This is a genomic window from Chryseobacterium barbadense (genome assembly GCF_042849955.1).
Lineage (GTDB): Bacteria > Bacteroidota > Bacteroidia > Flavobacteriales > Weeksellaceae > Chryseobacterium.
Genome location: NZ_BAAFHL010000036.1, coordinates 1 through 26,899 on the forward strand (window position 1 = coordinate 1; position 26,899 = coordinate 26,899).

At 35.7% G+C, this 26,899-nt stretch carries 34 protein-coding genes and 1 pseudogene; 14 read left to right on the plus strand and 21 right to left on the minus strand.

Translation table 11 applies throughout. The features are described 5' to 3' along the window. The 4 genes from ACGHIN_RS12465 to ACGHIN_RS12480 all read right to left on the minus strand — a co-directional run. Positions 1 to 603: LysR family transcriptional regulator (locus tag ACGHIN_RS12465; RefSeq protein ID WP_390453947.1), on the minus strand; the 603-nt coding region annotated here is incomplete at its 3' end. A 17-nt stretch (positions 604 to 620) separates the two neighbouring features. After that, entirely contained in the window at positions 621 to 1,454 is an 834-nt protein-coding gene (locus tag ACGHIN_RS12470) for a GLPGLI family protein (protein WP_390453949.1), read from the minus strand. Between the two features lie 25 nt (positions 1,455 to 1,479). Next, positions 1,480 to 2,352, minus strand: coding sequence for a sugar phosphate isomerase/epimerase family protein (locus ACGHIN_RS12475; RefSeq protein ID WP_390453951.1), 873 nt, complete (start codon positions 2,350 to 2,352; stop codon positions 1,480 to 1,482). A 9-nt stretch (positions 2,353 to 2,361) separates the two neighbouring features. Continuing rightward, complete coding sequence (locus ACGHIN_RS12480; protein ID WP_390453953.1) at positions 2,362 to 2,829, minus strand: acyl-CoA thioesterase; 468 nt, start codon at positions 2,827 to 2,829, stop codon at positions 2,362 to 2,364. A 121-nt stretch (positions 2,830 to 2,950) separates the two neighbouring features. Between ACGHIN_RS12480 and ACGHIN_RS12485 the strand changes: the two genes are divergently transcribed. From ACGHIN_RS12485 to ACGHIN_RS12495, 3 genes are all read left to right on the plus strand, one after another. Next, complete coding sequence (locus tag ACGHIN_RS12485) at positions 2,951 to 3,304, plus strand: arsenate reductase family protein (protein ID WP_390453955.1); 354 nt, start codon at positions 2,951 to 2,953, stop codon at positions 3,302 to 3,304. A gap of 151 nt (positions 3,305 to 3,455) precedes the next feature. Continuing rightward, complete coding sequence (locus ACGHIN_RS12490; RefSeq protein WP_390453957.1) at positions 3,456 to 4,019, plus strand: Crp/Fnr family transcriptional regulator; 564 nt, start codon at positions 3,456 to 3,458, stop codon at positions 4,017 to 4,019. Positions 4,020 to 4,072: 53 nt separating this feature from the next. Further along, positions 4,073 to 4,552: a DoxX family protein gene (locus tag ACGHIN_RS12495; protein WP_390453959.1), complete on the plus strand. Its 480-nt coding sequence runs from the start codon at positions 4,073 to 4,075 to the stop codon at positions 4,550 to 4,552. Positions 4,553 to 4,612: 60 nt separating this feature from the next. Here the strand turns inward: ACGHIN_RS12495 and gcvT are convergent, their stop codons facing one another. From gcvT to ACGHIN_RS12515, 4 genes are all read right to left on the minus strand, one after another. Next, complete coding sequence (gene gcvT, locus ACGHIN_RS12500; protein ID WP_390453961.1) at positions 4,613 to 5,689, minus strand: glycine cleavage system aminomethyltransferase GcvT; 1,077 nt, start codon at positions 5,687 to 5,689, stop codon at positions 4,613 to 4,615. A gap of 8 nt (positions 5,690 to 5,697) precedes the next feature. Then, on the minus strand, positions 5,698 to 6,177 hold the full coding sequence (locus ACGHIN_RS12505; RefSeq protein WP_390453963.1) for a hypothetical protein: 480 nt from the start codon (positions 6,175 to 6,177) through the stop codon (positions 5,698 to 5,700). 3 nt (positions 6,178 to 6,180) lie between these two features. Next, the gene (gene idi / locus ACGHIN_RS12510) at positions 6,181 to 6,690 is read right to left on the minus strand and encodes an isopentenyl-diphosphate Delta-isomerase (protein WP_390453965.1); all 510 of its coding nucleotides are present in this window, start codon (positions 6,688 to 6,690) and stop codon (positions 6,181 to 6,183) included. Between the two features lie 74 nt (positions 6,691 to 6,764). Further along, complete coding sequence (locus ACGHIN_RS12515) at positions 6,765 to 7,367, minus strand: Pr6Pr family membrane protein (RefSeq protein ID WP_390453967.1); 603 nt, start codon at positions 7,365 to 7,367, stop codon at positions 6,765 to 6,767. 219 nt (positions 7,368 to 7,586) lie between these two features. Between ACGHIN_RS12515 and ACGHIN_RS12520 the strand changes: the two genes are divergently transcribed. Together ACGHIN_RS12520 and ACGHIN_RS12525 are read left to right on the plus strand one after the other, a co-directional pair. Then, a complete protein-coding gene (locus tag ACGHIN_RS12520) occupies positions 7,587 to 7,988 on the plus strand; it encodes an LNS2 domain-containing protein (protein ID WP_123262528.1) in 402 nt (133 codons plus the stop codon). Between the two features lie 57 nt (positions 7,989 to 8,045). Further along, positions 8,046 to 9,005 carry a D-2-hydroxyacid dehydrogenase gene (locus ACGHIN_RS12525; RefSeq protein WP_390453969.1) on the plus strand — a complete coding sequence of 320 codons (960 nt, stop codon included), beginning with the start codon at positions 8,046 to 8,048 and terminating at the stop codon, positions 9,003 to 9,005. 50 nt (positions 9,006 to 9,055) lie between these two features. Here ACGHIN_RS12525 and mscL read toward each other — a convergent pair whose 3' ends face one another. After that, complete coding sequence (mscL, locus tag ACGHIN_RS12530) at positions 9,056 to 9,436, minus strand: large conductance mechanosensitive channel protein MscL (RefSeq protein WP_390453971.1); 381 nt, start codon at positions 9,434 to 9,436, stop codon at positions 9,056 to 9,058. A gap of 138 nt (positions 9,437 to 9,574) precedes the next feature. Between mscL and ACGHIN_RS12535 the strand changes: the two genes are divergently transcribed. After that, positions 9,575 to 11,092: an NAD(P)H-hydrate dehydratase gene (locus ACGHIN_RS12535; RefSeq protein WP_390453973.1), complete on the plus strand. Its 1,518-nt coding sequence runs from the start codon at positions 9,575 to 9,577 to the stop codon at positions 11,090 to 11,092. 72 nt (positions 11,093 to 11,164) lie between these two features. On the opposite strand, the gene lgt is transcribed toward ACGHIN_RS12535, so the two are convergent. Then, positions 11,165 to 12,031, minus strand: coding sequence for a prolipoprotein diacylglyceryl transferase (gene lgt, locus ACGHIN_RS12540; RefSeq protein WP_390454005.1), 867 nt, complete (start codon positions 12,029 to 12,031; stop codon positions 11,165 to 11,167). A 434-nt stretch (positions 12,032 to 12,465) separates the two neighbouring features. Beyond that, entirely contained in the window at positions 12,466 to 12,672 is a 207-nt protein-coding gene (yidD, locus tag ACGHIN_RS12545) for a membrane protein insertion efficiency factor YidD (RefSeq protein WP_390453975.1), read from the minus strand. A 136-nt stretch (positions 12,673 to 12,808) separates the two neighbouring features. Here yidD and ACGHIN_RS12550 point away from each other — a divergent pair, with 136 nt between their 5' ends. Beyond that, complete coding sequence (locus ACGHIN_RS12550) at positions 12,809 to 14,086, plus strand: replication-associated recombination protein A (RefSeq protein WP_390453977.1); 1,278 nt, start codon at positions 12,809 to 12,811, stop codon at positions 14,084 to 14,086. A gap of 51 nt (positions 14,087 to 14,137) precedes the next feature. Here ACGHIN_RS12550 and ACGHIN_RS12555 read toward each other — a convergent pair whose 3' ends face one another. The 5 genes from ACGHIN_RS12555 to ACGHIN_RS12575 form a co-directional block, all read right to left on the minus strand. Further along, the gene (locus ACGHIN_RS12555; protein ID WP_390453979.1) at positions 14,138 to 14,566 is read right to left on the minus strand and encodes a hypothetical protein; all 429 of its coding nucleotides are present in this window, start codon (positions 14,564 to 14,566) and stop codon (positions 14,138 to 14,140) included. A gap of 104 nt (positions 14,567 to 14,670) precedes the next feature. Next, complete coding sequence (locus ACGHIN_RS12560) at positions 14,671 to 16,887, minus strand: DUF2339 domain-containing protein (RefSeq protein WP_390453981.1); 2,217 nt, start codon at positions 16,885 to 16,887, stop codon at positions 14,671 to 14,673. 110 nt (positions 16,888 to 16,997) lie between these two features. Beyond that, positions 16,998 to 17,720: a hypothetical protein gene (locus ACGHIN_RS12565; RefSeq protein WP_390453983.1), complete on the minus strand. Its 723-nt coding sequence runs from the start codon at positions 17,718 to 17,720 to the stop codon at positions 16,998 to 17,000. Between the two features lie 260 nt (positions 17,721 to 17,980). Beyond that, positions 17,981 to 18,829: a prephenate dehydratase gene (pheA, locus tag ACGHIN_RS12570; RefSeq protein WP_390453985.1), complete on the minus strand. Its 849-nt coding sequence runs from the start codon at positions 18,827 to 18,829 to the stop codon at positions 17,981 to 17,983. A gap of 3 nt (positions 18,830 to 18,832) precedes the next feature. Next, complete coding sequence (locus ACGHIN_RS12575) at positions 18,833 to 19,252, minus strand: acyl-CoA thioesterase (RefSeq protein ID WP_390454007.1); 420 nt, start codon at positions 19,250 to 19,252, stop codon at positions 18,833 to 18,835. 136 nt (positions 19,253 to 19,388) lie between these two features. Between ACGHIN_RS12575 and dnaA the strand changes: the two genes are divergently transcribed. The 3 genes from dnaA to ACGHIN_RS12590 all read left to right on the plus strand — a co-directional run bounded on the left by dnaA (position 19,389) and on the right by ACGHIN_RS12590 (position 22,154). Continuing rightward, positions 19,389 to 20,843, plus strand: a complete 1,455-nt coding sequence (gene dnaA / locus ACGHIN_RS12580) for a chromosomal replication initiator protein DnaA (protein WP_390453987.1) — start codon at positions 19,389 to 19,391, stop codon at positions 20,841 to 20,843. A gap of 100 nt (positions 20,844 to 20,943) precedes the next feature. Then, positions 20,944 to 21,411: a low molecular weight protein-tyrosine-phosphatase gene (locus ACGHIN_RS12585; RefSeq protein ID WP_390453989.1), complete on the plus strand. Its 468-nt coding sequence runs from the start codon at positions 20,944 to 20,946 to the stop codon at positions 21,409 to 21,411. A gap of 44 nt (positions 21,412 to 21,455) precedes the next feature. Then, a complete protein-coding gene (locus ACGHIN_RS12590) occupies positions 21,456 to 22,154 on the plus strand; it encodes an SAM-dependent methyltransferase (RefSeq protein ID WP_390453991.1) in 699 nt (232 codons plus the stop codon). A 92-nt stretch (positions 22,155 to 22,246) separates the two neighbouring features. Here ACGHIN_RS12590 and ACGHIN_RS12595 read toward each other — a convergent pair whose 3' ends face one another. The 3 genes from ACGHIN_RS12595 to ACGHIN_RS12605 are packed head-to-tail and all read right to left on the minus strand — an operon-like array spanning position 22,247 to position 22,612. Next, a complete protein-coding gene (locus tag ACGHIN_RS12595; RefSeq protein ID WP_390454009.1) occupies positions 22,247 to 22,366 on the minus strand; it encodes a GxxExxY protein in 120 nt (39 codons plus the stop codon). Between the two features lie 4 nt (positions 22,367 to 22,370). Beyond that, positions 22,371 to 22,424: a hypothetical protein gene (locus ACGHIN_RS12600; protein WP_390454011.1), complete on the minus strand. Its 54-nt coding sequence runs from the start codon at positions 22,422 to 22,424 to the stop codon at positions 22,371 to 22,373. After that, positions 22,415 to 22,612, minus strand: a complete 198-nt coding sequence (locus tag ACGHIN_RS12605) for a GxxExxY protein (protein WP_390453993.1) — start codon at positions 22,610 to 22,612, stop codon at positions 22,415 to 22,417. Before ACGHIN_RS12605 ends, ACGHIN_RS12600 begins: the two co-directional genes overlap by 10 nt. Positions 22,613 to 22,709: 97 nt before the next feature. Here ACGHIN_RS12605 and ACGHIN_RS12610 point away from each other — a divergent pair, with 97 nt between their 5' ends. Next, the gene (locus ACGHIN_RS12610; RefSeq protein WP_390453995.1) at positions 22,710 to 23,087 is read left to right on the plus strand and encodes a hypothetical protein; all 378 of its coding nucleotides are present in this window, start codon (positions 22,710 to 22,712) and stop codon (positions 23,085 to 23,087) included. Between the two features lie 34 nt (positions 23,088 to 23,121). Here ACGHIN_RS12610 and ACGHIN_RS12615 read toward each other — a convergent pair whose 3' ends face one another. Continuing rightward, positions 23,122 to 23,994, minus strand: a complete 873-nt coding sequence (locus tag ACGHIN_RS12615; protein ID WP_390453997.1) for a DUF4349 domain-containing protein — start codon at positions 23,992 to 23,994, stop codon at positions 23,122 to 23,124. Between the two features lie 155 nt (positions 23,995 to 24,149). On the opposite strand from ACGHIN_RS12615, the gene ACGHIN_RS12620 reads away from it, so the two are divergent. Then, positions 24,150 to 25,217 (plus strand): DUF2891 domain-containing protein, encoded by a 1,068-nt coding sequence (locus tag ACGHIN_RS12620; RefSeq protein WP_390453999.1) that lies wholly within the window; start codon positions 24,150 to 24,152, stop codon positions 25,215 to 25,217. On the opposite strand, the gene ACGHIN_RS12625 is transcribed toward ACGHIN_RS12620, so the two are convergent. Next, complete coding sequence (locus ACGHIN_RS12625; RefSeq protein ID WP_390454001.1) at positions 25,214 to 25,684, minus strand: Mpo1 family 2-hydroxy fatty acid dioxygenase; 471 nt, start codon at positions 25,682 to 25,684, stop codon at positions 25,214 to 25,216. The genes ACGHIN_RS12620 and ACGHIN_RS12625 overlap by 4 nt on opposite strands. 71 nt (positions 25,685 to 25,755) lie before the next feature. On the opposite strand from ACGHIN_RS12625, the gene ACGHIN_RS12630 reads away from it, so the two are divergent. Together ACGHIN_RS12630 and ACGHIN_RS12635 are read left to right on the plus strand one after the other, a co-directional pair. Further along, positions 25,756 to 26,601 (plus strand): helix-turn-helix domain-containing protein, encoded by an 846-nt coding sequence (locus ACGHIN_RS12630; protein WP_390454003.1) that lies wholly within the window; start codon positions 25,756 to 25,758, stop codon positions 26,599 to 26,601. Between the two features lie 90 nt (positions 26,602 to 26,691). Then, a pseudogene (locus ACGHIN_RS12635) lies at positions 26,692 to 26,899 on the plus strand (TolC family protein); the annotation flags it as partial.

Here is a 26,899-nt window from a genome sequence, read left to right on the forward strand (position 1 = left end):
TTCCTGGGTTCCTGAACCCTGTTCACGGAAAATAAAATTAAGTTCATAAAGATCCTTCAGGCTTAAAGTTTTATTGCCCAATGAATGCCCGGATCTCGCTACAAGAACAATTTCATCGGGTTTAAATGGTTGATAATCGAAATAGGAAGACTGGGATTCTCCTTCAATAATGCCAAAATCTATTTTATTGTTTTTCAACAGTTCGGAAATCGTTTCGGTATTGTATGTAAGCAATTCAATTTTGATGTCTTTGTAATACGCATTGAATTTCGCGAGAATTTCGGGAAGAATATATTGAGCCACGGTGGTACTTGCCCCGATAATCAGCTTACCTTTATGCTGCTGATTGATCTGGCTGATCTCAAACTCAAGATCACGATAGATATTCCGGATCTTTTCTGCATATTCCAGGAGAATTTTACCGCTTTGGGTGAGCCGGATAGTTGTTCCGTTTCTATGGAAAAGTTTGGTGTTTAGCTGATTTTCAATTTCTTTAATGTGTTTGGTAACGGCCGGCTGTGAAATGTGCAATTCCTCAGAAGCTTTGGTGAAGCTCAGTCGGGAAGCGACGGTATGAAACACTTTTAACCTGTAATCAAACATAATCCTGTAAATTATTTTCAGTAACGGATGGCTTTATCAATTTCAATGGGATTGTTATATTTTCGAATAACTTCCTGCATATTTTTGGTCTGGGTGTTAAGATCATCCAGGGTACGTATTTCTTTTCCGCTGATATTAATGTTAAGATTGGTATTTGTTTTACTGAAATTAGCTCTTTCAAATGCAAAAGGGTCGTTATAAAATTCCATTAAAAGTTTTTTCTTCTGTTTTTCTGTAACAGGAATGGCCTTAGTTCCAAAATTAGATTCCAGAAAATCATCGGTAGGATAGACATCCGGTAGTTTCAGGCTTTTAATTAAACGGTATATAAAATTATTCTCAGAATCCTGAATTTCGAAAATTAAGCCGGGCAATCCCCGGAATTTAAAAGGCCCTTCATTAAAAGGAATATCTTTGCTGAACCATGCCGTCCAATTTCTTCCGCCAAATGTAGTAGTGGCTTTTTGGAGCGTGTATCCCTGGACATTTTTGGTTTCCTGGGAAATAGTCCAGTTCATTTTATCAGTGGTCTTAAAAGAGTAGTACCCGAATTTGATATTGGTGAAATTTTCATTCTCAGAGCTGTTCATTGTTCTCTTCACAATTTGTCCGCTCATATCAACATGTTTGTTATCCATATTCCCAAACTTTTTGTTTAACGAGTCTGCTATCAAAAGATTTCTGCCATAAAATTTCACTTCCTCTGCATTAATGTCCAATACCATATTGAATTTATAATAGTCACTTTCAGTGGAATCCATTTTCAATTGCAGTTCATAAATGAATCGGTGGGTTTGTGATGCTGCAGATGTGATGAACATTAGAAATAATAAAACGAAAATATTTCTCATGGCTACTATAAATTTAATTTCTAAATTACTGAAAGAAAAAATGATTCCTCTGAATATAATCACGGCTTATTTTGATGCTTTCAAAAATATCTTTATCACTGGAGTCCTGTTCTACAAACCAATACTTAAGCCCTGCTTTTTTTCTGGTTTTAAAAATCCTTTTAAAATCAATAGTTCCGTTTCCTATTTCCGTAAAGTCTTTGCTGTCTTTCTGCATATCTTTTACATGCCATAAAGGAAATCTTCCCGGATGTTTTTCAAAGTAGGATAAAGGGTCAAGCCCTGCCTTGGAGATCCAATACAGATCAAGCTCCATTTTAACCATTTCTGAAGAAGAATTCTTCAAAATAAAATCATAAATATTCCCTTTATCATCCCACTTTTCAAACTCAAAATCGTGATTGTGGTAAGCCATCTGAATACCGGCTTTCTTTGTTATTTCGCCCGATTTTTCCAATAGTTCAGGAAGCTTTTTATAATGATCAACGGTTCTTTCTTCAGGAAAAAGATAGGAACAAACCATATATTCTGCCCCAATATAATGTAAATCTTCAACGGATTTTTCCCAGTTATTCAATAATGTTCCGGGACTTTTATCCATAATTCCCGTCGTGTGATGAGAGCTTATGACCTGTAAACCAGTATTTTTAAGAATAGCCTGAAACTCAGAACGGCTTTTTCCAAAGAAAGTACCGTTATATCCATAGATTTCCAGCTGTTTATAACCTAAATCAGCCAGTTTTTCAAGAGCTTTTTCAGGGTCTTGGGAGATGGCATCACGAATGGTGTAAAGTTGTATAGCTAAAGGCTTTTTACGATGGGCAATACCGGAAATTCCACAAGAATATAATCCGAGGAAACCTAATGAAGAAAGAGTGATGAAATCTTTTCTATGCATTGAATCTGACTATAAAAAAGGTTTCATTTCATCTTCGATCTGGGTTCTGAGCTCCATCAGACGAATAGCATATTGTTCCAATTGTTTTTCTTCATCAGTTTCAGGAGTCCATTTGGGAACCGGAAGTTTTTTCCCGTTTTCATCTACGGCTACGAAAACAATGATACAGTGCGTTTTTTTGTCAAATTTAGGCTGCTTCAGATTCCTTGAAGATACATTAATCGAAATATGCATGCTCGAAGTCCCCGTATAAATCACCTGCGCTTCTACCTGTACTACTTCCCCGATTTTGATGGGCTCATAAAAACGGATTCCGCCTACGTAAACAGTAACGGAATAATTTCCACTCCAGGTGGTTGCACATGCATATCCTGCCTGATCAATCCATTTCATCACACTTCCTCCGTGAACATTTCCGCCATAATTAACATCTGAAGGCTCTGAAATAAACTGAAAAGTAATAGGCTTATTCTCCATTGATATAAAAATTTGAATAAAGGTATTTAATAATTTTCAAAATCTTAGATTAAATCCTACTTTTGAAAGCTGAAACCCTAAAAAGGAATCTTTAATCAACAAAAGAAATAAGAAGCGGGACATGAAAAAAGTATTTTACCTGAACACGTGTGACACATGCAGAAAAATATTGGCGCAGTTCGATCTTACGGATTGGGAACTTCGAGAAATTAAAAAAGAACCTGTAACCAAAGAAGAGCTGGCCGAAATGTATAAAAAAACAAAGTCTTATGAGGCTTTATTCAGTAAAAAATCCACCCAGATCAAATCAAGAGGGATTGATGTGAAATCATTAGAGGAAAAGGATTTTAAAAAGCTGTTACTGGATCATTATACTTTTCTGAAACGCCCGGTTTTCATAACTGATGATGCTATATTTATAGGCAATGATAAAAAGAATGTGGAAGCTTTGAGAGAGTTTTTCGGAGTAAACTAATGCTGACCTGTCATTCTGAGTGGATTGAATGGGAATGAAGAATCTCAATAAAAAAACATTAAGGTAGATTTTTCCTTTAGGAATGTTAAGAAGAATTAAAAGAATTTTTTTGAAGTGTAGTTGAATGAATTGTTGATTTAGGACTAATTATATGGAACAGATTCGGACCTATTTTGAAAAATCCGTTACAATGTCTGAGCAGGATTGGCAGATGTTTTCATCAAAACTTGAAAAACAGAAGTTTTCCAGGAAAGATCATCTTATCATGGCGGGAAAAAAAGAAAACTATCTTTCTTTTATAGAAAAGGGCAGTGTAAGATTTTATATTCCCGGAGAAGATGACTTTACTTTTTCATTCTCATTTGCCGGTGAATTTGTAAGTGCTTATGATTCTTTCCTTACACAAAAAAGCTGCAGTTATCATATCCAGGCACTTGAAGAAACTATACTTTGGCGTATTTCATATCAGGATCTTAATGTAATTTATGAAAAAACTGAAGTAGGAGACAGGATTGGAAGACTTGCCAGCGAAGGTCTTTATCTTGATATCTTTAAAAGGGAATTATCCTTGTTAACACAAACAGCAGAAGAAAGATATCTGGCCTTATTTTCGGAGCGGCCTCATATTCTGAAATATATACCGTTGAAGTATATTGCATCTTATATCGGAATTACACCTCAGGCACTGAGCAGAATCAGACGTAAGATTTCTTAACCTGGGTTCATTGTTTTGTAAAAACAGATGGCGGAACTTTGCATAAAAAAGAAATGCCTGAAGCTATTTTACCTATTGTTCTGATCATTTCTATGATCACTTTTAAACTCATTCGTAAAGAGTATGAATATGCTCTTTCAGCACGGATTGCCATGGCACTTATGCTTGTGGCAACCGGAATTGCTCATTTTGTATACAGTAAAGGAATGACTTTAATGATTCCCGCATTCATACCCTGTAGAGAGGAACTGGTTTGGATAACCGGTATTTTTGAAATTGTGATGGCTGTTGCAATACTGATTCCGGGGTTTCAGAAAACGGCCGGATGGATCCTCCTCTTATTTTTTATTCTGATACTCCCGGTTAATGTATATGCTGCCTTTGAGCATGTGAATATGAAAACTGCGGATTTTACAGGAAAAGGAACGGCCTATCTATGGTACAGAATACCTTTACAGCTGTTTTTTATTGCCTGGGTATATTTCTCATGTATCCGGATTCCGAACAAAATGAAGCCGTCCATTGATTTGTAGAAGCAGAAATAAAAAAAGGATGTCCTTATAGGGCATCCTTTTTTATTATTTTTGAACAGACTACACGAAAGGCGCTTTCACCACTTTTGCAGGAATATTCTTATTTCTTACCTGAATAAAGATTTCAGAACCTAATTTAAAGTGAGGCTTATCAACATATGCCAATCCTAATCCTATTTTCTTCATTGGAGACTGAGTTCCGGAAGTCACCTTACCGATTACATTCCCTTCTGCATCTACAACAGGATAATCATGTCTTGGAACTCCTTTATCCTGAAGTTCAAAACCAACTAGTTTTCTGGTTACCCCTTCCTCTTTTTGCTTGGCAAAAGTATCTTTAGAAACAAAATCTTTATCAAACTTGGTGATCCATCCTAATCCTGCTTCAATAGGAGAAGTGGTATCATCAATATCGTTTCCGTATAAGCAGAATCCTTTTTCCAGTCTTAGAGTATCTCTTGCAGCCAATCCGCAAGGAATGATTCCTTCTGCTTCTCCGGCTTTAATGATCTCATCCCAAAGTTTTTCCGCAGATTCATTTTTAAAATAGATTTCGAAACCGCCGCTTCCTGTATATCCTGTGTTGGAAATGATCACGTCATTTACTCCTGCAACAGATCCTACTGTAAAATGATAGTAAGGAATTTCAGAAAGATTAGTATCTGTTAATTTCTGAAGAATTTCTGTTGCTTTCGGACCCTGAACAGCCAGAAGAGACATCTCATCGGAAGCATTGGTCATTTGAGCTCCGAAAGTGTTGTATTTGGCGATGTGGTTCCAGTCTTTATCAATATTGGAAGCATTCACTACTACAAAATACTTATTGTCTTCCATTTTATAAACGATCAAATCATCCACGATTCCTCCGTTTTCATTAGGAAGGCAAGAATATTGAGCTTTTCCGTTTTCCAAAGTATCTACATTGTTGGTTGTAACATACTGTAAAAGTTCTTTAGAACCCGGACCTTCGATGAAAAACTGTCCCATATGGGAAACGTCAAATAATCCTGCTTTTTCTCTTACTGCAAAATGCTCTTCCGTAACTCCTGAATATTGTACAGGCATTTCAAAACCTGCAAAAGGTACTATTTTCGCTCCCAAAGAAACGTGTTTGTCGTACAAGGCTGTTTTCTTCATGTTTATTTTTATTTCTTTATTTTAAAACTGTTAAAGGTTTCGTTGAAAAGGCTCATATAATTACCGTTCCAGTATTTTTCTTTGCAATTGATGGTGATCAGGTAAAGATCCTTTTCTTTCTGAAAAACTTTTGTAGTCCAGTAAAGCTTTTCCTTCTCATCAAAGTATTCGTAACTATATTCCGTATATCCTTTTTTGCCGCTCCTGCTTTTTATTTTACTTTCCTCATCAGTGGAGCGATAAAGTGCAAGGATGAACTTTTTGGTTTCGCTTTCAGGAAGAGCCAGATCATGATATTCCGAAATGGTAATGGCTCCAATCTGATTATCGGGGAAAATATTAACGATTTCATTATTATCCATCACTTTCCATATTTCGGGAACCAAAATGGAATACGTGGGGCGGTCAAAAACTTTCGTAGCTATTTTTTGAGCAAAAACAATAGAGCTTATTAAAAATGCCAGTAATAATGATATTCTTTTCATCATAGATTAAAAATGGTGTTTATACTCTTCAAGAATAATCTTGAACCATTCCGTAAAATGTTCCGGATTTGTAGATAATTCCTGATCAAGTTCTTCCATGGAAATATATCGTACAGCATCCACTTCATCTTTGTTCAGATGAAAGTCTCCTTCATAAGTTCCTACGAATACATGATCCAATTCATGCTCCCAAAGTCCTTCACCCACATCCGCCTTATAGATAAAATTAAATTTTTCAGAAAGATCCGCCACTATTCCCAGCTCTTCTTTCAGCCTTCTTTGGGCCCCTTCGAGATACGTTTCACCACTTCTGGGATGTGAGCATACAGCATTCGTCCACTGATTGGGAGAATGATATTTTTCGGCTGCTCTTTTCTGCAAAAGCATTTCACCTTTACTGTTGAACAGAAAAATGGAAAAAGCTCGGTGCAGTAAGCCGTTAACGTGGGCCTGCTGCTTTTCCATCAAACCTAAAACTTCATCTTCAGGATTTACTAAAACTACAAATTCTTCCATTCCTACAAATGTAAGCGTAATAAATGTATTTTGGAAATTTTTGGTGAAACATCATATTTTCCAGACAGGTCATTTCAACGGGCAATTGTTTTTCCAAGCCTTATCAAAAGCATTGATAATCCTATAAAAAATATCAGAACCAAGATGGCATTTGCTAAAACATGAAGAATCCCAAGTTCAGATACGTTAATAAAAGGATAGGGATAAAAACCAGAAAAATGCCCTCTTATCAGAATAAAAAAAAGATAAAGTAAGGGATAAACAGACCATTTAGGGATCAAATTATAATGAAGGGAATATTTGTTCTCATAGAAATACCAATAAATGAGGACCAGAACAGGAATGGCACTATGGAGTAATTCATCAACAATTTTCTGTAATCCTGTGGGACTCCAGGTAGAGCGAAGAACAAGCTGATAAACAACACCAACAATAACAATATAAACACTAATGGCAGTTAAAGTCCCCGGGCTTTCATTCTGAGGAAAAGGATTTTTAAAAGCCCGCTTTGTAAAATAAGCAGCAACCATTATATTCGTAAGAATGGTAAAAAAGCTAAAGAACCTGATGGTAGCTTCCATGAAAGAAACAGTTTTGGTTTCCAGCAACAGGTAATATTGGGCAATGATGGCAAACCAGCCGATAAGACAGAATGTAAAAGCCAGAATTTTGTTCATTTTTGTTATTAGCTTGTGGAAAGATAAAAAGAAAATCAGTTTCAATACTCAATTTTAATAAACTCCAGATGAAAATTTTTCATCAGGAACCTATAAAATGTAAACCATTCGTTAATTTTATTCATCGAATATTAATTTATGTGGTAAGTTTTTAATGAAACCCTGTTTAAAGATTCTTTCTGGTCGAAAAACCGTAACTTTGCCATTCAAAATGTAATGATGGAATTAGAATACAAAGATCATATAAGTCCAATCCTTAAAGATGGAGTAAAGAACTATTTAATTGATATAGACGGAACTATTACGGACGATGTTCCGAATGAGGAGCCTGAAAGAATGGTAACCTGCGAACCGTACCCGGATGCTTTGGAAACCATTAATAAATGGTATGATGAAGGCCATCAGATCTGCTTTTTTACTTCAAGAACAGAAAACCTAAAGCAAATCACTATTGATTGGCTGGATAAGCACGGCTTCAAATACCACAGCGTATTGTGCGGAAAGCCAAGAGGCGGAAATTATCACTGGATTGATAATCATCTGGTAAGAGCAACAAGATATAAAGGAAAGTTTACGGATATGGTTGAAAAACAAGTAACCATTGAAGTATTTAAAGATTAAAGAATAAGGATGCTGAATAATTTTATTCAGATTCTATAAAAATAGTAAAAAATTCTAATGAAAGTTTTAGCAAATGACGGCTTGGATCAATCAGGAATTGATGCATTAACTGAAAAAGGTTTTGAAGTGATCACTACAAAAGTTCCACAGGAGTTTTTGGTAGACTATATTAACGAGCATAAGATCCGTACCTTACTGGTGCGAAGTGCCACTCAGGTAAGAAAAGATATTATTGACAACTGCCCGTCACTTGACATTATCGGAAGAGGTGGGGTAGGAATGGATAATATTGATGTGGATTATGCAAGGGAAAAGGGAATTCATGTGATCAATACGCCTTCTGCTTCTTCAGAATCTGTTGCAGAACTGGTTTTTGCCCATTTATTTTCGGGAGCGAGATTCTTGCAGGATTCCAACAGGAAAATGCCTGTGATAGGAGATACGGAATTTGCTGCCCTTAAAAAGGCCTATACAGCCGGGATTGAACTTAGAGGAAAAACCATCGGTATCGTTGGAATGGGAAGAATCGGGCAGGAAGTGGCAAGAATCGCCTTAGGATTGGGAATGAGAGTGATTGCAGCGGATAATAACGTCGGAAAAGCAAGCATCAAGGTGAAATTCTATAACAACCAGTTCATTAATGTTGATATTGAAACAGAACCTTTACATGATGTGCTAAAGCATTCGGATTTTATTACCCTTCACGTTCCGGCACAAAAAGACGGTTATATGATCGGGAAGAATGAATTTGAAATGATGAAGGACGGAGTAGCGGTTGTTAACTGTTCAAGAGGTGGAGTTATCGATGAAGCGGCTTTAATTGAAGCTTTGGATTCCGGAAAAGTGAAATTTGCGGGACTGGATGTTTTCATCAACGAGCCGACTCCTTCAAAGGAAATTTTAAACCATCCTAAAATCTCTCTGACTCCGCATACAGGAGCATCTACTCTGGAGGCTCAGGATAGAATCGGACTTTCTTTGGCAGAACAGATTGCAAGTATCTTACAGATTCATTAAGATCATTACTATAAAAAAATAAAACACCTCAATCTGAGGTGTTTTTATTTTTATACGTTTCTGTTGCTTTTCAACAGGTCTCTGATTTCAGTCAGTAGTTTCTGATCTTCAGTAGGCCCGGCTGAAGCGGGATCTTCTTTTTTGCTGATCCTGTTGATTCCTTTGATCATTATGAAAAGAACCAAAGCAATACAGAAAAAGTTAATCACGGCTGATAAAAAGTTACCATAAGTAACACCATTCCATGCAAGTTCTTTGATGTTGTCCGCACCGGCTGCTTTCATTGCAGGGTTCAGAAGAAGCGGTGTGATCACATCTTCTACGAATGATGAAACGATCTTACCGAAAGCTGCACCAATAATTACCCCTACTGCAAGGTCAATAACGTTGCCTTTGATGGCAAACTCTTTAAATTCTTTGATAAATCCCATAATTTATATTTTTTTGTTTATTGTTATATACAAAAGTAGGCTTTAAAAATTTAAACATCAATAGTTTCAATTATTTTTCAGCTTAAATTCTCTTCATATTGAAATTATTATTGCTAAATTTAATCAAATTACCTGAAAATGAAAATACTTACAGCAGAACAAATCAGGGAATGGGATAGGTTTACCATTGAAAATGAACCCGTTTCTTCCATTCAGCTGATGGAAAGAGCGGCCCAAGCCTGTTCAGTCTGGATCTCCGAAAACTGTAAGAACCATAAAAAAATTGCGGTCTTCTGTGGAAATGGAAACAATGGCGGTGACGGGTTGGCTATTGCGAGGATACTTTATTTAAAAGGATTTGATGTAGATATATTTATAGATGCCTCCTATCAAAAAGTTTCTGAAGAGGCTTCCGTTAATTTTAAAAAACTAAGGGATTTTTCCGGGATTTCTGTTAAAAATTTCCAAGATATAGATCAATATAATTTTGACAGCAAAACCATCATTGTTGATGCCTTATTAGGAACCGGATTATCAAGAAAAATAGAAGGAGAATATAAAATACTGATTAATAAACTGAACGAAAGGAATAATCTGAAAATTTCCATAGACATTCCGTCGGGGCTATTTGCGGATGGTCTGACGGAAAGGGGTTCAACAGTGTTTAAAGCTGATTATACCTTAAGCTTCCAGTTCTGGAAGAAAAGCTTTTTACATTCAGAAACAGGAACCTACGCAGGAAAAGTAATTATCCTGGATATTGATCTGCACAAAGAATATATCTCTCATGCAAAAACCGATGATTTTGTCATTGATGATGATCTTGTGGATCATATTTTTAAACCCAGGCAGGAATTTTCCCATAAGGGAACATATGGAAAAGTAACTATAGCTGCAGGAAGTTACGGAAAAATGGGTGCAGCGGTTCTTTCCACAAAATCTGCTTTGAAAACAGGTGCGGGACTAACTTTTACATTAGCCCCCCAATGCGGTTATGAGATTCTTCAAACCTCATGCCCCGAAGCAATGTTTATAAAGGGTGGAAGTCAATATATTGAAAGCTTTGTAGTAGAAAAAGATTCAGTTTATGGAATTGGACCAGGTTTAGGAACAGAACCGCAAACAGAGAAGAGTCTTCTTCAGTTTTTAAAAGGATATTCAAAGCCATTGATCTTAGATGCCGATGCTTTGAATATGATTTCCAAGGATGAAAAAAACTTATCATTAATTCCTCAGAACTCCATTATAACTCCTCATCCTAAAGAGTTTGAGAGGCTTTTCGGAAATACACAAGATTCTTTTGAAAGATCGGAACTGGCCCGGAAGAAAGCGAAAGAACTACAGATTTATATAGTTTTAAAAGACCATCATACTCAGGTTATTAGTCCGGAAGGAAAAGTATACTATAATATCACGGGAAATTCAGGGTTGGCAAAAGGAGGAAGCGGCGATATTCTGACGGGAATTCTGACGTCTTTCTTAGCTCAGGGATATTCCGAAGAAAATGCGGCTGTTCTGGGAATTTGGTTTCATGGGAAAGCTGCCGATTTTGCAGCTGAAAGGCACTCTAAGGAATCGATGTTACCTGCAGATTTGATTAATGAATTTGGAACTGTTTTTCAGGAACTTAATAAAAAGGCTACTCTTAAATTATAAACAAAAAAAGCCACAAGAAATTGTGGCTTTTATTTATTTGGATGCTTCGGCTTCGCTCGGTATGATATTCAATTATTCAGGCTTTTCGTTTTCAGCCTGTGTAATTTTGAATTTTTTTGACATGATCATAATGACTACTCCTGCAAGCATGAAAGGAATAGAAAGAACCTGCCCGGTATTCAATCCACCGAATTCAATGAACTCATCACCTTGTGGCTCTTTCAGGAATTCTACAAAGAATCTGATCGCCCAAAGAATGATAAAGAATAATCCGAATAACCAGCCTTGCTGATATTTTTTATCTGTTTTTCTATATAAGAACCAAAGTAAAACGAACAAAGCTACATATCCAACCGCTTCAAACAACTGACTCGGATAACGGGGAACTGTAACACCGTATTCACTGCTTTGTTGAGGGAAAAGTAATGCGAATGGTGAAGTAGGGTCAACCGGTTTTCCAATGATTTCAGAATTGAAAAAATTACCCATTCTCACAAATGCTCCTCCTAAAGCTACTACAATTCCTAGTCTGTCATACACCCAGAAAGGATTCTTCTTGATGATCTTAAATGAATAATAAAGCGTCGTAAATATTAAGGCAATCGTAGCTCCATGACTTGCCAATCCGGAAAACCCTGTAAATTTCAGCCCGTTTTTGGTACTGATCGGTAAAAATACGCTCCAGAAATCTTCTTTAAATAATTCAGGCTGATAGAAAATAACATGCCCCATTCTAGCACCCAGAATGGTTCCAATCAAAGTCCATGTGAAAAGAGGTTCCAGATATTTTTGGTTGACATTATCGATTTTGAAAATTCTGGTCATTAAAATATATCCGAATCCAAAGGCGAAAATGAACATTAAGCTATAATAATGCAGGGTAACCGGTCCTAAATGAATTCCTGTTGATGGATCCCAGATTTTAAACGGAGTTTCCAGCTCAACATTATCAGCAGTAGTAATAGGTTTTTGTGATTTAACAGCATATTTAAAAGTCTCTATATTTTCAGGAGTAACCGCTGTATCAATCAATTTAAAATTCTTATCAAAAAACTGGTAATTTGCATTTTTAAATTTGCTTAAAGTCAACGCATTGAAATTAAAATATGCAGGTTCAAAATTAGATTTATTCAGGATAACCAGAACGTTATTATTTATTTTTTTGTCTGCAAATGCATCCAGATCTCCAAGTTCAGTAGTCGAATAGATTTTTACAGGGATTTCCGTGGAATTTACTTTTAAAGCTCCGTCAGACAGGCCGTCCGGATAATTCTGCGCAAAGAAACACTGGGTCATTAACGCAAATAATACAAGGTAAATTCTGAAAAATAGATTACTCATTTCTATTGATTTAATAGTTTGTTTATCGATATTTATTTTTTAGGTGGAACGGGATCATAACCGCTTCCGCCCCATGGATGACATTTTGAAATTCTTTTCACACCCATCCAGAATCCCTTAAAAATACCGTGAACCTGTAAAGCTTCTACCATATAATGAGAACAGGTAGGTTCATAACGGCAGTTTTTGGGGAGTAAAGGCGAGATAAACCATTGGTAAAATTTGATCAAGATTACCATGGGAAATGTAATGATTTTATTGAATGTAAGTTTCAAAACAATGCAAAAATAGGGTAAAAAAATGAAAATTAGTTTAAATTTGTTATAAGTTTCAGCGAAGCAAAACCTGACACTTATCCCAAAAATTAATTATACTTTGAGTCCAAATATACCATTAGCTGAAAAATTGAGACCCAAGAACCTGGATGAGGTTCTTGGGCAGGAGCATCTTACCGGAGAAAAAGGAACCATCCGGAAAATGATCGAAAACGATACGTTGAACTCACTGATCTTTTGGGGGCCTCCGGGAACAGGAAAAACAACTTTGGCAGAAATCATTTCTGAAAAATCCGAAAGAAAATTTTTCAAGCTTTCTGCAGTTTCTTCAGGAGTGAAAGACGTACGTGATGTGATTGACGAAGCCAAAAAACAAAATCTTTTTTCAGGAAAATCTCCGATTTTGTTTATTGATGAGATCCATCGCTTCAATAAATCCCAGCAGGATTCTCTCCTTCATGCCGTGGAAAAAGGATGGATTGTTCTGATTGGAGCTACCACAGAAAACCCAAGCTTTGAAGTGGTTTCCGCCCTGCTTTCCAGAAGTCAGGTATATGTATTGAAGGCATTGAGCTATGAAAAGTTGGAAGATCTGGTTGATATTGCCGTAAACAGATATAATCAGGAAGAAAATACAGGTTTTACGGTTAAAGAAAAAGAAGCTTTTATTCAGTATTCCGGAGGGGACGCAAGAAAATTGATCAACTCAGTAGAGCTTGTTCTGAATCAGTTTAAAAACAACGGGAATAAAGAGATTGGTAATGAAGACGTACTTTCCGTTCTTCAGGAGACCATCGCTTTGTATGATAAAAACGGAGAACAGCATTATGACATCATTTCTGCTTTCATCAAATCGATGAGAGGGAGCGATCCCAATGGAGCAGTATATTGGTTGGCGAGAATGATTGCCGGAGGAGAAGATATTAAGTTTATAGCAAGGAGAATGCTCATTTTAGCGGCTGAAGACATTGGTCTGGCTAATCCGAATGCCCTGGTTATTGCCAACAATTGTTTTCAGGCTGTGAATGTAATAGGTAATCCGGAAGCAAGGATCATTTTGAGTGAAACGGCTGTTTATCTGGCTGTTTCTCCCAAAAGTAACTCTACCTATATGGCGATTAACGAAGCTTTGGCATTGGTGAAGAAAACCGGAAATCTTCCTGTCCCGCTTCATCTCAGAAATGCACCCACTAAACTTATGAAAGATCTGGATTACGGCAAAGATTATAAATATGCCCATTCTTATGAAGGAAGCTTTGTGGACCAGGATTTTCTGCCAGAAGAAATTAAAGATGTTAAATTATATGAACCCGGGAATAATGCAACGGAAAAGAAAATTTACGATGAGCTGAAGAAAAAATGGAATAATAAATATTAATAAAAAAAAGGATGCCTGTTTAAGCATCCTTTGATCTATATAATGGTGGAATTATTTTGTAGAAATAAAAACAGCCTTTGTACCATTGTTGTCTTTTACCTCTATTTTCTTGAAAATATCAGCGTAAACCTTAGTTTCGGTATCTGTAAATTCATAACCGTCAATTAAAACAGGAGTGCTTTTTGCCACACCTTCCTGCTCGTTCAGCTGAGCAAGAGATATTCTATCCAACACTTCTGTTTTCTTTAGCTTGATTTCGGCAATTCCATTATCCGCCAGATAACTGAATTTTTTAAGAGATTGAGGCAAAGCTGCAGAATTTTTGTACACGTGCATACTTTGTACAAGATCCTTTTTGGCATTAAACATATCTACTGTTCCAACGATATTATCGGCTACAGCAAATTTGGTAGTTGTGCTCTTCTGTGCAAATAAGGTAGCAGAAGCAAATATTAAAAAAGAGTAGAGTAATTTTTTCATAATCTATAGAATATATTAAAAACGTGATAAATATAGTTATTTTTTATAAAATATGAACAAAATTTTATGATAATTTGGAAACTATCTATAAATAAAGGACTTTGTTAGGATTTTGAATCTCTATCCGAGGTATTCTCATTTTTATGATCTACCAGATTTTTAATGATGTTTTTTAGCCTTTGGAACATAAATGAGCTTAATAATAAGATGATTCCCAAGATAATAAATGCAATGATTCTTGATATGTTATCCATTTGCCATACATCATAAGCGTATAGTTTTACCATCACAATTCCCACGAGAACAAAGCCTATTTTATTAAGCTCAGAAACATTCCGCTTTAAGCCGGTATAAATGAAAATACTTGCCAAAATGGTCCAGATAATTGGTAAATACAAAATACTGAAATGTGTTTTCAGCGGATAAGATTGGGCCAGGTTTTCAGCATTCATTAAAATATAACCATGATAGAGCTCAGAACTCACAACGACGATTATTGCAAAACATATATACCAATAGGCGATGGTAACTTTAAAAAAATGGGTTGAGGCAATAAGCTTCCAGCATATATACATAAAAGGAATCAGATAGAGCATATAGAAAAAGTAATGATTTCCTGGGATTTCTTTTTTCAGAATGCCCTCTGTAACCATAGAAGCAGAAAGTGAAATGTGTATAATAACTAAAAAGATGAACAGATATAAAAGTCCGTTTTCAAAGTCTTCAGAAATGCTTAACGGTTTGCGCAGTAGTAACAAAATGAAAATATAATAGATACTGAATAGCAATCCGGAACTGATAATGACTGGCAGATGCTGATCTGAAAGGTGATAAAGGATTTCAAAAAGGATGGACAGATAAATTATGGTATAACTTAAAACAATGAAAAGATTTTCAATAAATTTATTTTCTGGCTTATCATTTTCATGCCGTCTCCTTAATAAATACAGATTAGCCAAAATGGTGATAATGGTAATGAGACTTGTAAGAAATACAGGATTGAAAACAATTGATAATTGGCGGAATGATAAATATTCAATCCAGGTGATCATCTGCACTATAATAACCAAAGGAAACAAAACATAAAAGCATATTTTAAAAATACTGAAACCTGTTTTTTTCCATATAAAGAGTAAAAGCGTTGCTTCAACCGCCCAAACGCTGGTAATAAGGTTAGCCTCAAATTGCAGGGCAAAAGTTAATGTAATGAGACTTACCGTAATTCCTGTAAAAACAGAATAGGGAATTTCGAAATTTTTTTTCCTGTGTTCCCTGTATAATAATAAAGCATTGACCAATGCAAACGCAAGTGGGAAAATAATAGCCGGTTCGTATTTCAGTTCATTGAAAATATATACCAAACCAATAATACTTGTGAAGTTGATTAAAACAAGCATCAGAATATCAATAATTGACAGGGTATTTGTTTTTCGGTAATCGTGTAAAGCAAACGTATAGAAGATTATATATGTTGCCACATAAAAATAGATGCTTATCATCTCTGTTTTCTCAATAACCCAGTAGAAAAGATAAATATGAGTAAATATAAATGCGATCCAGCTGATATTTTTCCAATGCTTCAGGAAAACTATAATGAGCATTCCCAGGTTTAATATGGTAATATAGGTCAGGAGAAAAGGATAATTGCTCTGGCCTGTACTTACCATTAACGGAGCCAGAAATCCACCAAATAATGAAAAGATAATTAATACCTGGCTGTTATAATAATATGATATAAGAATGGAAAAAAACGTAATAAGGCAAATGATGATAAAAGCCGTATTCTGACTGAAAATATGATATTCCCTAAAAGCGATGGTTGTCGAAAAATAAAGCACGGCAATCCCACCTCCTGTAATGATGGATGAGAAGGTAGTGTAGTTTTTTCGTAGAAAATGCCCCGTAATAATGATTCCTGCTCCGGTACATAAGCCTATCATGGCCCGGGCCGTTTCGCCGATCCAGTTTTTATCAATGGCATATTTCACGAAATAGCCAATTCCTAATACAAGAGTGAAAATTCCAATAACCGTTAATATATTCTGCTTTAAAAAATCAAGGATGGGCGTTAACCAATCCTTTTGCGGGGAACCTGGGTCGATCATTTGTTCCGGAAGTTTTCCGGAGCTTATATTCTGAGAAGCTGGGGAAGGAACATCAGCCGGCGTTTGTTCAGGAATTTTTTTTGCATGTTCTTCATTTTTATGAAGAAGCTTATTGAGTTCAAAAATCTCATTCTCCAGTTTTCGGATTTTATTGCTGAGCTTGTGATGACTCAACAGCACGACTAAGAATAAGATAACTACCAGTCCCAATTCCATTTTTTGATTTTTTTAGTAAATATAAATATTTGTATCAGAATGGCAGCAAAAACTAATCCACCGCTACATGCGATGGATCAGTTATGTAGAGTGATTAAACTGTAATGATTTTAGTTGGATACTTTATAAATATAAAAAGATCCTACACTTGAGCCAAGCAGTCCTGCGGTTATAAATCCGGAATCTGTAAGTCCGAAAGTGATCTTATCACCTGCCTGGAAAGCATAAAGTGAATTAATGCTGGATTCAGAGATAGTTAAACTTAATACAAGAGGAACATTAATACCGCTGAAAGGGCGGCTGTCAATAATGGTAGATACTCCGGCTCTTGTTCTTACAATTCCGACTCCGGGGTTATCATTTATTAAAGAAGCTTGTAATCCTGTTCCAAGTCTGAAGGAAAAACCTACTGCATACACCCCGGTTGATGGGATGGTGTATGAATTGTCAACATCTGAAAACAAGGCTGCGTTGCCCACATTTCTTTCACTTTGCAGGAAATTAACAGCCTGGAAACCTGACGGGAAGATTCCTAAATTTAATAAGGTAATTGTTGCTGTTTTTTTTGCTGCATACACCGTAGTATTAGTATTACCCCCACTGTTAGCGGCATCAATGATTACTTGAGGGTCTACCTTGGCAACCTGGAAGGTTCCTTGGTTCACTGCCATGATCTGATAGCCGGGTAAAGCTGTTACCATAGGGGTATCTCTGACTTTCAATGTCCCATTGACGTCAAGTGTTGCTGAGGGAGTTGTTGTATTAATCCCAACCTGTGAAAAAGCGGAAATAGAAGAAATCGCCAAAATTAAAGTACAAATCTTAGTTTTCATGAGTAATAAATTTTTAATTAGTTTCTGAAATATAACAGCAAAAATCATACCCTTTTTTATTGATTATTCAATTTTATAACATATTTATTGTGTATGTGTTAATTTTAGTTCAAATATGTGTTGTAATTTATTTTATAAATTCATTATTGTTGTTTATATAAAAAAAACAGATGGCGTTTTTGTATTAATGCTTAAACCGAAAAAAATGCTGTCAGTATTCTGACAGCATTGAAGCATATATGTTTAATAAGACTGACAAATTAGCTTTCTAATAGGTATTCCTTATAGTTGCCCAGAAAATCAACTTCAGCATTCAGGGATTTTAATTCCTCGATGGCATTTTCATGTAAGATAGCTTCCCATTTTCCTGTCACATTAATAAAAAAGAAATAATTTCCAAGACCGGTTTTCAAAGTTCTTGATTCAATCTTGCTCAGGTTCATTTTTCGCCATGCAAAAACAGACAAAACCTGATGCAGACCTCCTGCATGATCCTCCGGAAGAGTGATAAGGAGCCCTGATTTTTCTCCTAAAACCTCCAGCTTATTATTTTCGTAGGCTTTCTGCTGTTTGGAGATAATGATAAATCGGGTATGATTCTGTTCAAAATCCTGAATATTACGGTGAATAATCTTGAGTCCATACAGGTTAGCTGCATACTGATTGGCAACTGCCGCAATCCTGAGGTCCGGATTTTCTGAAACATATTTGGCTGCTGCAGCAGTAGATGAAAAATCCTGTTTCTGGACAAACTTATAATTTGTGTCTAAAAAGTGAAAACTTTGTGCTAAAGCCTGTGGATGTGAATAAATTTTTTCAATTTCTTCTATCACATGATCAGGGTGGATCATTAAATGATGGGCGATCGGCATGATGGCTTCGGCTTCTATCTTTATAGAGGGTGTCTTGTATAGATAATCAAGAGTCATGGAAACCGTACCTTCAATGGAATTTTCCAAAGGAACAACCGCTTTGTCGGCTTCTCCGTTTTCAACAGCATTAAAGCAGTCTAAAATATTAGCCTGCGGGAAAAGTTCCTGGTCGGGGAAAAGTTGAGTGGCAGCCAATTGGGTAAAACTGGCCTGCGGACCTAAAAAAGCAATCTTCATATATTATTTATTATCGGGTTTCCAGTTTTCTTCTATAAGTTTCATTAAAAAATCCGGACATTTTATGATTTTATTGGTTTGGGCATCCAAAAAAAACAAGCTGGTGGAAGCTTCGGTAATTTTAATTTTTTCCTCATTGAAAATTTCATATTCGAACTCAATTCTCACTCCCGGAATTTTTTTAACGTAAGTGTGTATTTCTAGTTTTTGATCATATAAAGCTGGCTTCAAATACTTAATTTTATACTCCGAAACAGGCAGCCAAATGCCCTGATTTTCAATTTTATCATAGGATATCCCAATGCTTCGGAAAAGCTCAACCCGGCCGATCTCAAAGTATTCTGCATAGTTACCGTAGTAGACATATTTCATAGGATCTGTTTCTCCGTAACGTACTCTTATTGAGTGAGTTGTATGTATCATTCTGGCTTGTAAATTATACATACAAATATATTTTTAAATAATCAATACCTGCAATATTTTTTTTTAAAAATAAAAAATTGGACCTTTGTCTTCCTTCTAAAAAAAATACTAACCATTCAATAATCGGGGCATAAATATGGATGAAAATTTAATGATGATATGGCAGAAATGTCTTCAGTTCATGCGGGATAACCTGAACGCTGCTGAAGATAACTCTGATTTAAAAAAACTTGAGAAATCTTTTGATTTACTGTTTGATAAAGTTCAGCCGATTTCATTGGTTGATAATAACCTTACGTTGATGGTTCCAAGTGATTTTTATAAGGAGTATATTGAAGATAATTACCTGTCTCTGCTTTCTGCTGCCCTGAAGAAAAATATAGGTAAAGGTGTGAAACTTTGGTATTCTGTAATGGAAAATAAACCGAACGGTTTAGAAAAACCCGTTACCATGAATATGAAAGGGAAAAGCGTTCCTACTCCAAAGGTACAGGAAACAATGCCGCAAGGCTTTTCATCCAATATTGTGAATCCTTTTGTCGTACCGGGAATCAAGAAGGTGAATATAGATTCCAACCTGAAATCTGACTTCTCTTTTGATAACTATGTAGAAGGAGAAAGCAATAAGTTTGCTGCAACAGTAGCGAGATCAATTGCCAAAAGACCGGGAGCAACTGCATTTAACCCATTATTCTTATATGGAGGTTATGGTGTTGGGAAAACACACTTAGGGCAGGCGGTAGGTTTGGAAGTGAAAAACCAATTTCCGGATAAAGTAGTACTTTATTTATCGTCTGAAAAATTTATTCAGCAATTTATATCGTCTGCAAAAGCTCATAAACAAACAGAATTTGCTAACTTTTACCAAATGGTGGATGTTCTGATTATTGATGATATTCAGTTCCTTTCCGGTAAATCGGCAACACAGGACAGCTTCTTCCATATTTTTGATTATTTACATCAGAATGGAAAACAGATCATCCTGACTTCAGATAAAGCTCCTGCGGATATTATGGATATTCAGGACAGGATTGTTTCCCGTTTCAAATGGGGGCTTTCCGCAGAGATCAAATCTCCTGATTATGATACCCGTAAAAAAATTATTATTGATAAATTAAGCAGAGATGGTATCGTCCTTACGGAAGATATGCTGGATTTCCTTGCTTCAGAGGCAAAAACCAATGTAAGAGAACTGATAGGAGTGATCAACTCTGTAATTGCATACTCTACGATTTATAAATCAGATCTAAGTCTTGATTTGCTGAAGGAAACCATCAATAAGATTGCAGCTAATCAGAAGAAAATTATTAACATTCCTTATATTCAGGAAGTGGTTTGCGATTATTTCGGAATTAAAAGAGAACAGCTTTTATCCAAAACCAGAAAAAGAGAAATTGCATTACCAAGACAACTAGCCATGTATTTTGCGAAGGAATTCACCAATGCCACTTTCACTAAAATCGGAGAGGAAATGGGTGGAAAAGACCATTCAACTGTAATGTATGCTTGTGAAACCATTAAAGATATCTCCAAAATAGATAAGGAAGTAAAGAAATACGTAAAAGAACTTACGGAAAGAATTAAACATTAAAATTATTAATTAAAATAATGAGAATGAAGAATAATTTTTATTCTTCATTTTTTATTTAGTTTTGTCTGTATCTTTCAATATTAAAATTAGATTGAGCGTTATGAAAATACTAATGGTTTGTCTGGGAAATATTTGCAGAAGCCCTTTAGCTGAAGGTATTATGAAGACCAAACTTCCACAGGATTTTTTTGTAGATTCAGTGGGAACGATTTCTCAACATGAAGGTGAGCATCCTGATAAAAGAGCAATTAAAACTGCTGCCAATCACGGAATAGATATTTCCAGGCAGGTATCAAGACCAATTACCAATGCAGATCTGAATGATTTTGATAAGATCTATTGCATGGATATCGATGTATACGAAGATGTAATTTCCAAAGCCAAAAATGAAGAACAGCGTCAAAAGATTTCTTTGTTTCTTGAAGCACTGGGTGATCATGAAAATGCAGAAGTCCCTGATCCGTATTGGGGCGATATGAAAGATTTTGAAGAGGTGTTTCAGTTGCTGAACAAAGGATGTGAAAAAATTGCAGAACTACTAAATAATCCGGAAATCCGAACCCCATAACCCGGACCTCGAATCCATATTCTATTAACTCTTAATCCGCAACAATGTTATTTTTACTTCCTGCCTATTTATCCGAAAACACACCACTTACTCACTTTTCACCAATCCTGAAAGATTATATTATGCAGACGGATTATTTCTTTGTAGAAAATGAAAAAACAGCAAGGAAAGTCATTAAGTTTTTTGCTCCTGAAAAGAAACAGTCGGATTTACAATTATTTTTATTGGACAAATACACAGAAAATGCAGATGTAAAAGAAGCCCAGGAATTAATGCTGAAAGGACAGGATTTTTGCCTATTATCTGAAGCCGGACTCCCGTGTATAGCCGATCCGGGCAATTTGATTGTAAAATGGTGCCATGAAAAAAATATAAGAGTGATTCCTCTTTCCGGACCATCATCTATTATTTTAGCCTTGATTTCCAGTGGATTTAACGGACAGGAATTTACTTTTCATGGTTACCTTCCTATTGATAAAAGTGAGAAGAAAAAACAAATTCTCCATTTGGAGAGCCTGGTGCAGAAAACCGGATATTCTCAAATCTTTATGGAAACACCTTACAGAAATAACCCGCTTTTTGAAGATTTATGCAAGTTCCTTTCTCCGAATACGAAATTGTGTATTGCTGCCAACATCAATGATCCTGAACATGAATTTATCAAAACGAAAACGATAAAAGAGTGGCAGAAACAAAAGCCTGAGCTTCACAAAATTCCTGCGGTGTTTGTTTTAGGAAGATAGTTTTTCTTTCGCAGATTTAGCAAATGATTGTGTTTAAATCTTTTTAAAAATCTGCGTAATCTGCTAAATCTGCGAGAACCTTTTTTTCAGTACTATAAGTTATTCACAACTCTTTTTATTCCGTCTAGAATGTTTTTAGTATTAAAATTCACTAATAATCCAAGTTTCATGTGAGAAAGCTTAAGATAGGTATGCAATTGTTTATAATGTATATCTTCAAGGCTTTCTTACTGATTTAAGTTCTAGGATCACCTTATTTTCTACAAGAATATCAACTCTGAAATTAAGATCAAAGTTTTATTATCATAAATGACAGGTAGAAAACTTCGGATTTTATTTTCTTCCAGCTCATAAATTAAAATCTTCTTGTATACGGATTCTAACAAGCCAGGGCCTAGTTCGTTATATACATAAAAGATACATTTCCTTACAAGGTAAGAGATTTCATTTTCATTCATTTGGTTTTATTTGGCAGTAATTTACTACTTTAACACTTCGTTAACCCATGTTTTGCATATAAATTGGACATTTTTTAATAATTAAAAAATTAAAGTTATGTCTGATAAAAGATTAGCCGGGATCTGGATAGATACCGAAAAAGCTATTGTAGCTAAGAATCATGATTCCCAAAATGCTTCCGAATTTTTCCTTTGCAAACCTGTAAAAGCAGAGATTCAACATGGAAACTCCAGTGAAAATGCCGGAAATAATGCAGAAAGAACAAACCGGATTAAATTCTTTAAGGAAGTAGAACATTTGCTTACCAACACTCAGGAATTATACATTACAGGACCGGGAGTAACCCAGGAAGAACTAAAACATTATCTTCATGATACACCCCAATATAAAAACCTGAAAATTACGCTGGATAGCTCACAGCAGATGCCGGAGGAAAAAATACTGGAAACCGTAAAAAATCATTTTAATGCTTAAATAAATAAACCGGATAGTGTTATCCGGTTTTATTTTATTTTTTCTTTCTTACCCGCCATTTTTTCCATAAGAAAATGACAATGGGAACGATCAGTAAGAATGGCCACAGTGAAACCAGTCCGAGAATAAAGCCTACAAAAATATTCCATCCTTCGGTCAGGGAATCAGCGAAACGGCTTCCAAAGCCTATTTTTGAAGTGGCAGAACTTCTTACTTTTTCTTTAAGCAAACTTAGATTCAATGTACTGTAGTTCACGCGGTCATCGAAAAAACGTAATCTGCCTTCCGCAACATCAATTTCGTCTTCCAAGCCACGTATTTTTTCCTGAATTTCAAGCATATCTTTTGTGGAAGTTGCATTTTTAAGGAGATCACGGTACTTTTCAAGATATATTTTTTTATTGGCTAATTTTATGGAAACGTCTGTATATTCTTCAGTGACATCTTCCGAAGAAACTTCTTTAGATAGCACAGAACCTAATCCGTCTGAAAAAGAATTGATAAGTGCATCAAAATTTTTATGCGGAACACGGATGATCAGGTTCAGATTCTCATTGGTATCCGTATTTCGAAATTCTTCATTCTGTACATAAGCCTTGTTATTTTTAATGATTTCATTGACTTGTTGATGAGCTTTTTTAATATCACCCACCTGAATGGTCATATAACCATTTTTAATCACCTTTTTAGAGATGGTGTCTATTTTTTTAGGAGCAGTTTCTTGGTTTGGAGGTTGAGGTTGTTCAGAATCCATTACAGCCATAGCTGATACCTTATCAGATGTGAGTTTTTCTGATACTGCAGCCGGAGGTGCCATTTGCATAACAGCTTCTTCTTTAGCAGGAATTTCAGATTTATTGCATTGAATAGTAAAAAGGAACAATAAAGGGAGTAGGATATTTTTCATTAATATTTTTTGTGAATATGATCAAAAACTGTGCTCAAATTGACTGTGGTTTTATTTTTAACTGTAAATTATTGTAATATTTTTAAATATTATATCGAATTACTGTTTTCTGTTATAAATTATTGAAAAATCAAATAATTTTATATTTTTATTACATGAAAAAAAGTCTTTTAGCATTTGTATTTTCTCCGTTTCTGATTTATGCTCAGGAAGCTCCTAAATTGACCGATGAAATGGCAGTAAAGCTTTCCGATAAGCCATTACACTGTATCAATCAGGAATACCCGAATAAAACAGCCCATATCATCAATAATGAGAAAGAAGTCTCCCTTTCACCTAAAGATTTGCATCCAAGCTTTTATGGCTGTTTCGACTGGCATAGCTCGGTGCATGGTCATTGGATGCTCGTTAGGTTATTAAAGACGAAACCAGGCTTATCGAATGCAAAAGACATTGAAAATATTCTGGACAACTCGTTGAAGAAAGAAAATTTGCAGTCTGAGGCCGATTATTTTACAAAATTTCAATTAACCACTACCTTTGAAAGAACGTATGGATGGGCATGGCTATTGAAATTGGATGAAGAGCTTGCAACCTGGGATCATCCAAAAGCTAAAATATGGCATCAGAATCTGAAACCTCTGACGGATCAGATTTTAAAATCCTGGAAAACTTATCTGCCAAAACAAACATATCCTAACAGAACCGGAGTTCACCCGAATACAGCCTTTGCTATGGCTTTTGCAATAGATTGGGCGAGAGCCAACAAGGATAAAGATTTTGAAAATCAACTGACAGAAAAGGCAAAGTATTTTTATTTAAATGATCAGAAAACGCCGGCGTATTTAGAACCGGACGGTTCAGATTTTTTTTCTCCCAGCCTCGAAATTGCTGACCTGATGAGAAGAGTACTTCCTCAGAAAGAATATGTGAAATGGCTGAATAATTTCTATGAAAAGCGCAGTCTGGAAAATGTTGAGAAAATTCCGGTTGTCAGTGATCTAAGCGATTATCAAACAGTTCACCTGGTAGGGTTGTCTTTCTCAAAAGCCTGGTGTATGAAGGGGATTGCAAAATCTCTTCCCGAAAATCACCCATTGAAAAAGGATTTCCGTAAAACTGCGGATAAATTTTTAACGAACGGATTACCATTGCTTTTTCAGGGCAATTATGGGGGAGATCACTGGTTGGCAAGCTTTGCCGTATATGCACTGGAAGATTAATATCTGATTCCCAATTTTTTCAGAATAAAGCTTAAAAGCCAGATGGGGCCTATCAACAGAAACTGCAGGTCCTTTAAAAAAGATGGCTTTTTGCCTTCTATTTTATGACCGATAAACTGTAAGATCCAGGTAACAACAAAAACAGCAAGGTAAATGACCCATGGCTGATCAAAACGGGTATTAAGTCCGTAGGCAAAACTCTCCATAAGAATCATTATCAAAATCATAAGTAAGCCAATCAAAAAGGAAAGCCTCAAATAATATATTGTTATTAAAGCCATTACAATAAAGCTCACATAACTTATACAGCCAATATATATAAAACAGATTGATTTGGAGGGAATAAGAGATACAAAGCCTAAGATGGTCCAGAAAATCAGGGGTACACAAATCCAATGGATGAATTTATTAATGATATTTCTGTGGCTTTCGCCGTATTCTGCCAATAGTAAATCGATCTTTCTCATGGTTTGATTGGTTGTATATACGAAAATAATAAAATTTTGTAATAGCATTTGATATTGGTTACATTTGTACTATGTCTGTCTTAGAAGAATTCGGAGTTGAAATTTTTACTCAGCATAATATTTTCGAGAGAATATCTGTCGATAAACCTTTCCGTCCCGAAAACCCTGCTTTTGTTTTTGTGAAAACCGGAACAATAAAGCTTCGGCAGCATTTCAGTGATCTGGAACTTTCCGCCAATATGTTTATGGTGACCGATCCACAGACGGTGTACGAAATGATTTCCGTGAGTGATGATTTTCAATCCAGAATGGTTTCCTATAAACGAGAATTTATTTCGGCATTGTCTTTAAAGTTCAACAGATTGATTACTTACCGTTATTTCAGACAGCAGATGAACAGAGGAGTACCTTTTCATGAGGATGAAATGGAAATGGTATGGAAAAGTGTTAACTTCTTGAAGTATATATTAGATTCAAATACAGGGACGATCTATAAAAAGGAAATTGTAGAACACCTTTTTTCTGTATTTTGTTACCAGATGGCAGGGATTATATCCAAAGAAGATGACAATTCCATGAGCCGTATGTCGAGACAGGAGGAGATTGTTTTTAATTTCTTAAAAGATCTTACCATTTATTATCATACAGAAAGAATGGTAGAGTTCTATGCAGAACGCCAGTCGATTACAACCAGACATCTTTCATCCGTCGTGAAATCAATTACGGGAAAGTCCGCTAGTGAAATCATTGCTTTAATTGTGGTGAATGAGGCAAAAGTACTTTTGAACTCATCGGAAAAGCCTGTTTCTGAGGTTTCTTCTATTCTTGGCTTTAGCGATCAATACTCGTTTTCTCATTTTTTTAAGAAACACCTGGAGTTGAGCCCGACTCAATACCGGAATCAATTTAAAAAGTAAAAATCCTACATTTGAACATCTTTTTCCAGAAATCAAACATTTGTTTGACTTTACGACTGCTATAACTTTGCATCTGTAAAACAAGGTAAAATGATAAAAAATGTAAAAACAGCACTATCCTTAGCGATAGCTCTCATTCCTACGCTGTTTTTTTCACAGGAAAAACAGATGACCGCAAATGAAGTGGCTGAACTGGCGGTACAAAATCATCAGCAGTTAAAAGTTTCTGCCCAAAACATTGATATAGCCAAACAGCAGACCAATGTGGTGAAACTTCAAAAACTTCCTACCATAACTG

Excerpts from the sequence above, each read along its gene's own strand:
- ACGHIN_RS12490 (WP_390453957.1), top strand. The coding sequence starts at position 3,456 with ATGGAACAGATTCGGACCTATTTTGAAAAATCCGTTACAATGTCTGAG.
- ACGHIN_RS12555 (WP_390453979.1), bottom strand. The coding sequence starts at position 14,566 with ATGAAAAAATTACTCTACTCTTTTTTAATATTTGCTTCTGCTACCTTA.
- pheA (WP_390453985.1), bottom strand. The coding sequence starts at position 18,829 with ATGAAGATTGCTTTTTTAGGTCCGCAGGCCAGTTTTACCCAATTGGCT.
- mscL (WP_390453971.1), bottom strand. The coding sequence starts at position 9,436 with ATGGGATTTATCAAAGAATTTAAAGAGTTTGCCATCAAAGGCAACGTT.
- ACGHIN_RS12505 (WP_390453963.1), bottom strand. The coding sequence starts at position 6,177 with ATGATGAAAAGAATATCATTATTACTGGCATTTTTAATAAGCTCTATT.
- ACGHIN_RS12480 (WP_390453953.1), bottom strand. The coding sequence starts at position 2,829 with ATGGAGAATAAGCCTATTACTTTTCAGTTTATTTCAGAGCCTTCAGAT.
- ACGHIN_RS12615 (WP_390453997.1), bottom strand. The coding sequence starts at position 23,994 with ATGAAAAATATCCTACTCCCTTTATTGTTCCTTTTTACTATTCAATGC.
- ACGHIN_RS12565 (WP_390453983.1), bottom strand. The coding sequence starts at position 17,720 with ATGAAAACTAAGATTTGTACTTTAATTTTGGCGATTTCTTCTATTTCC.
- ACGHIN_RS12535 (WP_390453973.1), top strand. The coding sequence starts at position 9,575 with ATGAAAATACTTACAGCAGAACAAATCAGGGAATGGGATAGGTTTACC.
- ACGHIN_RS12520 (WP_123262528.1), top strand. The coding sequence starts at position 7,587 with ATGGAATTAGAATACAAAGATCATATAAGTCCAATCCTTAAAGATGGA.
- gcvT (WP_390453961.1), bottom strand. The coding sequence starts at position 5,689 with ATGAAGAAAACAGCCTTGTACGACAAACACGTTTCTTTGGGAGCGAAA.
- ACGHIN_RS12485 (WP_390453955.1), top strand. The coding sequence starts at position 2,951 with ATGAAAAAAGTATTTTACCTGAACACGTGTGACACATGCAGAAAAATA.
- ACGHIN_RS12495 (WP_390453959.1), top strand. The coding sequence starts at position 4,073 with ATGCCTGAAGCTATTTTACCTATTGTTCTGATCATTTCTATGATCACT.
- ACGHIN_RS12470 (WP_390453949.1), bottom strand. The coding sequence starts at position 1,454 with ATGAGAAATATTTTCGTTTTATTATTTCTAATGTTCATCACATCTGCA.
- ACGHIN_RS12630 (WP_390454003.1), top strand. The coding sequence starts at position 25,756 with ATGTCTGTCTTAGAAGAATTCGGAGTTGAAATTTTTACTCAGCATAAT.
- ACGHIN_RS12625 (WP_390454001.1), bottom strand. The coding sequence starts at position 25,684 with ATGAGAAAGATCGATTTACTATTGGCAGAATACGGCGAAAGCCACAGA.
- ACGHIN_RS12560 (WP_390453981.1), bottom strand. The coding sequence starts at position 16,887 with ATGGAATTGGGACTGGTAGTTATCTTATTCTTAGTCGTGCTGTTGAGT.
- ACGHIN_RS12605 (WP_390453993.1), bottom strand. The coding sequence starts at position 22,612 with ATGAATGAAAATGAAATCTCTTACCTTGTAAGGAAATGTATCTTTTAT.
- ACGHIN_RS12475 (WP_390453951.1), bottom strand. The coding sequence starts at position 2,352 with ATGCATAGAAAAGATTTCATCACTCTTTCTTCATTAGGTTTCCTCGGA.
- ACGHIN_RS12515 (WP_390453967.1), bottom strand. The coding sequence starts at position 7,367 with ATGAACAAAATTCTGGCTTTTACATTCTGTCTTATCGGCTGGTTTGCC.
- dnaA (WP_390453987.1), top strand. The coding sequence starts at position 19,389 with ATGGATGAAAATTTAATGATGATATGGCAGAAATGTCTTCAGTTCATG.
- yidD (WP_390453975.1), bottom strand. The coding sequence starts at position 12,672 with ATGGTAATCTTGATCAAATTTTACCAATGGTTTATCTCGCCTTTACTC.
- ACGHIN_RS12525 (WP_390453969.1), top strand. The coding sequence starts at position 8,046 with ATGAAAGTTTTAGCAAATGACGGCTTGGATCAATCAGGAATTGATGCA.
- ACGHIN_RS12575 (WP_390454007.1), bottom strand. The coding sequence starts at position 19,252 with ATGATACATACAACTCACTCAATAAGAGTACGTTACGGAGAAACAGAT.
- ACGHIN_RS12585 (WP_390453989.1), top strand. The coding sequence starts at position 20,944 with ATGAAAATACTAATGGTTTGTCTGGGAAATATTTGCAGAAGCCCTTTA.
- ACGHIN_RS12610 (WP_390453995.1), top strand. The coding sequence starts at position 22,710 with ATGTCTGATAAAAGATTAGCCGGGATCTGGATAGATACCGAAAAAGCT.
- idi (WP_390453965.1), bottom strand. The coding sequence starts at position 6,690 with ATGGAAGAATTTGTAGTTTTAGTAAATCCTGAAGATGAAGTTTTAGGT.
- ACGHIN_RS12590 (WP_390453991.1), top strand. The coding sequence starts at position 21,456 with ATGTTATTTTTACTTCCTGCCTATTTATCCGAAAACACACCACTTACT.
- ACGHIN_RS12620 (WP_390453999.1), top strand. The coding sequence starts at position 24,150 with ATGAAAAAAAGTCTTTTAGCATTTGTATTTTCTCCGTTTCTGATTTAT.